Here is a 4,809-nt window from a genome sequence, read left to right as displayed (position 1 = left end):
CTCGTCGTCTACGGCGCCATCGTCGGCGCGGCCATGGCCTCGTTCGTCAGGCTCTACGAGGAACCGACGCTTGCCTGCCGATACGGCGCCGAATACGAGGCCTACCGCCGCGCCGTCCCCGGCTGGCTGCCGCGGCTGACGCCGTGGCGAGGGTGACCCGACAAACCGGAGGTTCAGGTCAGGCCGGCCTCAGCAAGATTTTGATGCGCCCTTAGAAGGACCAGCTGCGCGCCTTGGCGATGATGAAATCGCGGAACACGTGCAGCTTGGCCTGGTTCTTCATCGCGTCCGGATAAGCGAAATAGGTGTCGAAGGACGGCACTTCCGTCTCCGGCAGCAGCTGGATCAGGCCCGAATCCTTGTTGATCACGTAGTCGGGCAGCATGGCGATGCCGGCGCCGCCCTGCACCGCGCGCTTGATCGACAGGATGTCGTTGATCTGCAGCGTCGGCACTCTTTGCCCGTTCTCGAAATCGCCGACCGTCTCCAGCCAGTTCAGCTCCGACAGATGCGAGGGCACCGGCACGCCGAAGGTGACGATGCGGTGGTTCCTGAGCTCGGCGATCGAGGCCGGCTTGCCGAACTTGGCGATATAGGAGGGCGCCGCGTAGAGATGGAAATGCACCGTAAACAGGCGGCGCTGGATGAGGTCCGGCTGCTGCGGCTGGCGCAGCCGGATGGCGCAGTCGGCTTGCCGCATGGTGAGGTCGAGCTCCTCATTGGCGAGGATCAGCTGCAGGCTGATCTCGGGATAGAGCTCGATGAATTCCTGCACGCGTTCGGTCAGCCAGCCGGCGCCCAGCCCCACCGTGGTCGTCACCCTGAGCACGCCGGACGGCCGGTCCTTGGCCTCGGCCAGCCGCGACTTGATCGTCTCCAGCTTCATCAGCACGTCATGCGCCGTGCGGAACAGCATCTCGCCCTGTTCGGTCAGCACCAGGCCGCGCGCGTGGCGATGGAACAGCGCCACGCCGACATCATGCTCCAGCGCGCTGACCTGCCGCGAGATCGCCGACTGCGACAGATGCAGCGTCTCGGCGGCGTGGGTGAACGACCCAGCCTCCGCCGCAGCGTGAAACACGCGTAGCTTGTCCCAGTCCAGCGCCATGATTTCCCCTCTTATCGTTTTCTGGCGTCTGAATGAAAAATCAGGCTTTTAAACGGCTTCTCTCAGCCGTTTCGTTATTCCGCTGCCTCGCGATGCACCTCGATCCCGGCGAGATATTTTTCCGCCTCAAGCGCGGCCATGCAGCCGAGCCCGGCTGCCGTCACCGCCTGCCGGTAGACGTCGTCGGTGACGTCGCCGGCGGCGAACACGCCGGGCACGTCGGTGCGGGTCGAATCCGGCGCCGTCCACAAATAGCCGTTCGGCTTCTGCTTCAGCTTGCCGACGAACAGCTCGACCGCCGGCGCGTGGCCGATCGCCACGAACACGCCGTCGACCTTGAGCCGCGTCACCTCGCCGGTCGCCACGTTGCGCAGCGCCAGCCCTTCCACCGAAGGCGGCAGCGGCGCCTTGCCGGGCTGGCCGGTGATCTCGTCGACGACCGTGTCCCAGATGATGCGCACGTTCTCCTTCTTGAGCAGCCGCTCGCGCAGGATGCGCTCGGCGCGGAAGTCGCCGCGCCGGTGAATGACGGTGACGCTCTTGGCGAGGTTGGAGAGGTAAAGCGCTTCCTCGACCGCCGAATTGCCGCCGCCGACCACCGCGACATCCTTGCCGCGATAGAAGAAGCCGTCGCAGGTGGCGCAAGCCGAGACGCCAAATCCCATGAAGGTCTGCTCGGAGGGAATGCCCAGCCATTTCGCCTGCGCGCCGGTGGCGATGATCAGCGCATCGGCGGTGTAGGTGGTGCCGGAATCGCCCTTGGCGCGGAACGGCCGCACGTTGAGGTCGACCTCGGTGATAATGTCGTTGACGATGTCGGTGCCGACATGCTCGGCCTGCTTCAGCATCTGCTCCATCAGCCACGGACCCTGGATCGGATCGGCAAAGCCCGGATAGTTTTCGACATCCGTGGTGATCATCAGTTGGCCGCCCTGCTGCAGGCCGGCGACCAACATGGGTTTCAGCATGGCGCGGGCGGCATAGATCGCCGCCGTGTAGCCGGCTGGGCCGGAGCCAATGATGAGGACTGGCGCGTGCTTGGTGGTCATGAAAGCTCTCTGCTGGGGGCAGCCAAGGATCTTGATTAAGGAAATCCCGCCCAAATTCGCCCGTAATGTAAGTGCTGCCCGCGCCGCCAGCAAGGCGGGTTGGCAGTCGTCCCCGGAAAGCTGCTGCGGCATAGCCGCCAATATCTCTCAGCCTCCGTTCAAAAATCATCGGACGGAGGGATGGCATGCATCGGAAAGTCTAATTACAAAATCACGAAAGATTCTTGCGCGCACGAAAGCCGACCATGCCGCTCAAAGCCGATCTCGACGCCATCGACTGGAAGATCCTGCGCGAGCTGCAGGAAGACGGACGCATGACCAATGTCGAACTGTCCAACCGGGTCGGCATTTCGGCGCCGCCCTGCCTGCGCCGTGTCCGACGGCTGGAGGAGGCCGGCATCATCCGCGGCTACCGCGCCCTGCTCAACGCGCCGGCGCTCGGCATGGACGTCGTTGCCTTCTGCCTCATCGGCCTGCATCACCAGGCTGACGCCGAGCTGAAGACTTTCGCCGAGCGCACGCGCGGCTGGCCGATCGTGCGCGACGCCTGGATGGTCTCGGGCGAGTCCGACTTCCTGCTGCACTGCGTGGCGAGCGACCTCGGCACCTTCCAGACCTTCGTCATCGAGGAACTGGCCTCGGCGCCGAATGTCGACACGGTGCGCACTGCGCTGACCATTCGCCGCGTCAAGGACGAAGGCCTGGTGGCGTTCGAGATGAAATCCTAAGCTCTGCCGAGCCCTGCGATAAGATCGCAAAGCCTTCGATGGTCGTTGCCAGTTATTAGCTTATGCGTGACGAAGGCGGCGTCGCCGGATTTTCGGTTGGACCTGCTCCCAACGTGCCAACCATCACGAAGCCCGGCGCGTCGGCCGGCTTCCATATCGTCGGCCTTGTCGCCAACAATGATCGACCGCCCCAAATCCAAGTCCAACAGATCGCGCGCACGCAGCAGCATGCCAGGATTGGGCTTGCGCGTCGGATGGTCGCCTACCGCCAGAACGCCTGTGCCGCTCGAATGGTACCCACAGGCGAGCACAAGATCGATCTGGCATTTCTCCGCTTTCAGAAGCTGCAGGACCCTGCCGTTGACCGCCGCAAAATCCGGCCAGCCGAAATAGCCGCGCGCTATGCCCGATTGGTTGGAGACGATGATCGCCGGAAGCCCAACTACATTGGCAGTTCTGATGACGGGCAGCATTTCCGGCCGCAGCACGATATCGGCAGGATCGCTCGGATAGCTGGTGTCGACATTGATGGTGCCGTCGCGGTCGAGGAACAGCGCCGGCAGTCCGGTTGGAAAGGTTCGGCTTCCGATCCGCTCGATCCACAGGCCTGGCTCGACCAACGGACCGGTTGCACTGCCCTCAGCCATTGCTGAGACGCGCTTCGACCGCCTCGCACAGATAGTGGTACAGGCAGAGATGCCCCTGCTGGATGATCGGCGTCGAGGTCGACGGCACGTTGAGCAGGATATCGGTGAGCGGCTTGAGCTTGCCGCCGGTGTCGCCGGTCAGGCTGATCACCGTCATGCCCATCATGCGAGCCTGTTCGGCGGCGGCCAGGATGCTGGGCGAATTGCCGCTGGTCGAGATGGCGAGCAACACCGCGCCTTCCGAGCCATGCGCCTCGACCTGGCGCGAGAACACCGTGTCGAAGCCATAGTCGTTGCCCCAGGCGGTCAGCACCGCAGCATTGGCCGGCAGCGCGATGACATTGTAGGCCTTGCGCTCCTTGAGGAAGCGGCCGACCAGCTCGCCGGCGATATGGATGGCGTCGCTAGCCGAGCCGCCATTGCCGCAGATCAGCAGCGCCTTGCCTTGCGACAGTGCGGTGACGACCGTGCTCACGGCGCGTTCCATCTCGGCCGTAAGGTCGCGTTCGACCGTCGCCGTAAGCGCGGCCGCCGAGCGGACCAGATAGTCGTTCAGTGCGGACATGAAACCCTCAATTGGTAGCGCGCATCCTGCCGATGGTCCCGGTCGTGCTCTTGCCGGCGACGAGGTCGACCAGCACCACGCGGCCGCCCGCCTTCTGCACCACGTCGGCGCCCACCACCTTGTCGATCGTATAGTCGGCGCCCTTGACCAGTATGTCGGGCAGCAAGGCTTCGATCAGCGCCAGCGGCGTGTCTTCCTCGAAGACGACGACAGCGTCGACCGAGGCCAGGGCCGCCAGCACGCAGGCGCGGTCGTGCTGGTCGTTGACCGGACGTCCCGAACCCTTCAGCCGGCGCACCGAAGCATCGCTGTTGAGGCCGAGCACCAACCGGTCGCACTGGCTGCGCGCCGCGTGCAGCAGGCTGACATGGCCGGCATGCAGGATGTCGAAGCAGCCATTGGTGAAGCCGACGGTCAGCCCCTCCTCCTTCCAGGCGGTCACCATCCTGGCTGCCGCGCTGGCATCGAGAATAGCGTCCTTGTGGGTGACCGGCCCGTGCGAGCGGAACAGCGCGCCGGTCAGTTCCTCGACCGTCAGCCGCGCCGTACCGCGCTTGCCGACCACCACGCCGCCTGCGGCATTGGCGATGGAGCCGGCCTGCACACGGTCGGCGCCCGCCGCAAGCGCGAGCGCGAAGGTGGCGATGACGGTGTCGCCGGCGCCGGAGACGTCGAACACTTCCCTCGCCTGCGTGGCGATGTGGCGGGCATC

General features: G+C 64.9%; 6 protein-coding genes and 1 pseudogene. 2 read left to right on the top strand and 5 right to left on the bottom strand.

What is annotated here, in order from left to right; translation table 11 throughout:
* Positions 1–156: pseudogene (locus tag EN738_RS36570) on the top strand (isoprenylcysteine carboxyl methyltransferase); the annotation flags it as partial.
* A 55-nt stretch (positions 157–211) separates the two neighbouring features.
* Here EN738_RS36570 and EN738_RS31025 read toward each other — a convergent pair.
* Complete coding sequence (locus EN738_RS31025; protein ID WP_127286933.1) at positions 212–1,108, bottom strand: LysR family transcriptional regulator; 897 nt, start codon at positions 1,106–1,108, stop codon at positions 212–214.
* 74 nt (positions 1,109–1,182) lie between these two features.
* On the bottom strand, positions 1,183–2,157 hold the full coding sequence (gene trxB / locus EN738_RS31020) for a thioredoxin-disulfide reductase (protein WP_127286932.1): 975 nt from the start codon (positions 2,155–2,157) through the stop codon (positions 1,183–1,185).
* Between the two features lie 245 nt (positions 2,158–2,402).
* Between trxB and EN738_RS31015 the strand changes: the two genes are divergently transcribed.
* Positions 2,403–2,885 carry an Lrp/AsnC family transcriptional regulator gene (locus EN738_RS31015; RefSeq protein ID WP_127286931.1) on the top strand — a complete coding sequence of 161 codons (483 nt, stop codon included), beginning with the start codon at positions 2,403–2,405 and terminating at the stop codon, positions 2,883–2,885.
* Here EN738_RS31015 and EN738_RS31010 read toward each other — a convergent pair.
* From EN738_RS31010 to rfaE2, 3 genes are all read right to left on the bottom strand, one after another.
* Positions 2,882–3,532, bottom strand: coding sequence for an HAD-IIIA family hydrolase (locus EN738_RS31010; protein WP_127286930.1), 651 nt, complete (start codon positions 3,530–3,532; stop codon positions 2,882–2,884). The two genes, EN738_RS31015 and EN738_RS31010, sit on opposite strands and share 4 nt — an antisense overlap.
* On the bottom strand, positions 3,525–4,097 hold the full coding sequence (locus EN738_RS31005; protein ID WP_127286929.1) for an SIS domain-containing protein: 573 nt from the start codon (positions 4,095–4,097) through the stop codon (positions 3,525–3,527). The genes EN738_RS31010 and EN738_RS31005 overlap by 8 nt, the downstream gene beginning before the upstream one ends.
* A gap of 7 nt (positions 4,098–4,104) precedes the next feature.
* Positions 4,105–4,809 (bottom strand): D-glycero-beta-D-manno-heptose 1-phosphate adenylyltransferase (gene rfaE2 / locus EN738_RS31000; RefSeq protein ID WP_127286928.1); only part of this gene is annotated, 705 nt, incomplete at its 5' end.

It is taken from the genome of Mesorhizobium sp. M4B.F.Ca.ET.017.02.2.1 (assembly GCF_003998955.1).
Lineage (GTDB): Bacteria > Pseudomonadota > Alphaproteobacteria > Rhizobiales > Rhizobiaceae > Mesorhizobium > Mesorhizobium abyssinicae.
Note: the sequence above shows the minus strand (reverse complement) of the source record. Positions and strands in the feature narration are given on the sequence as shown.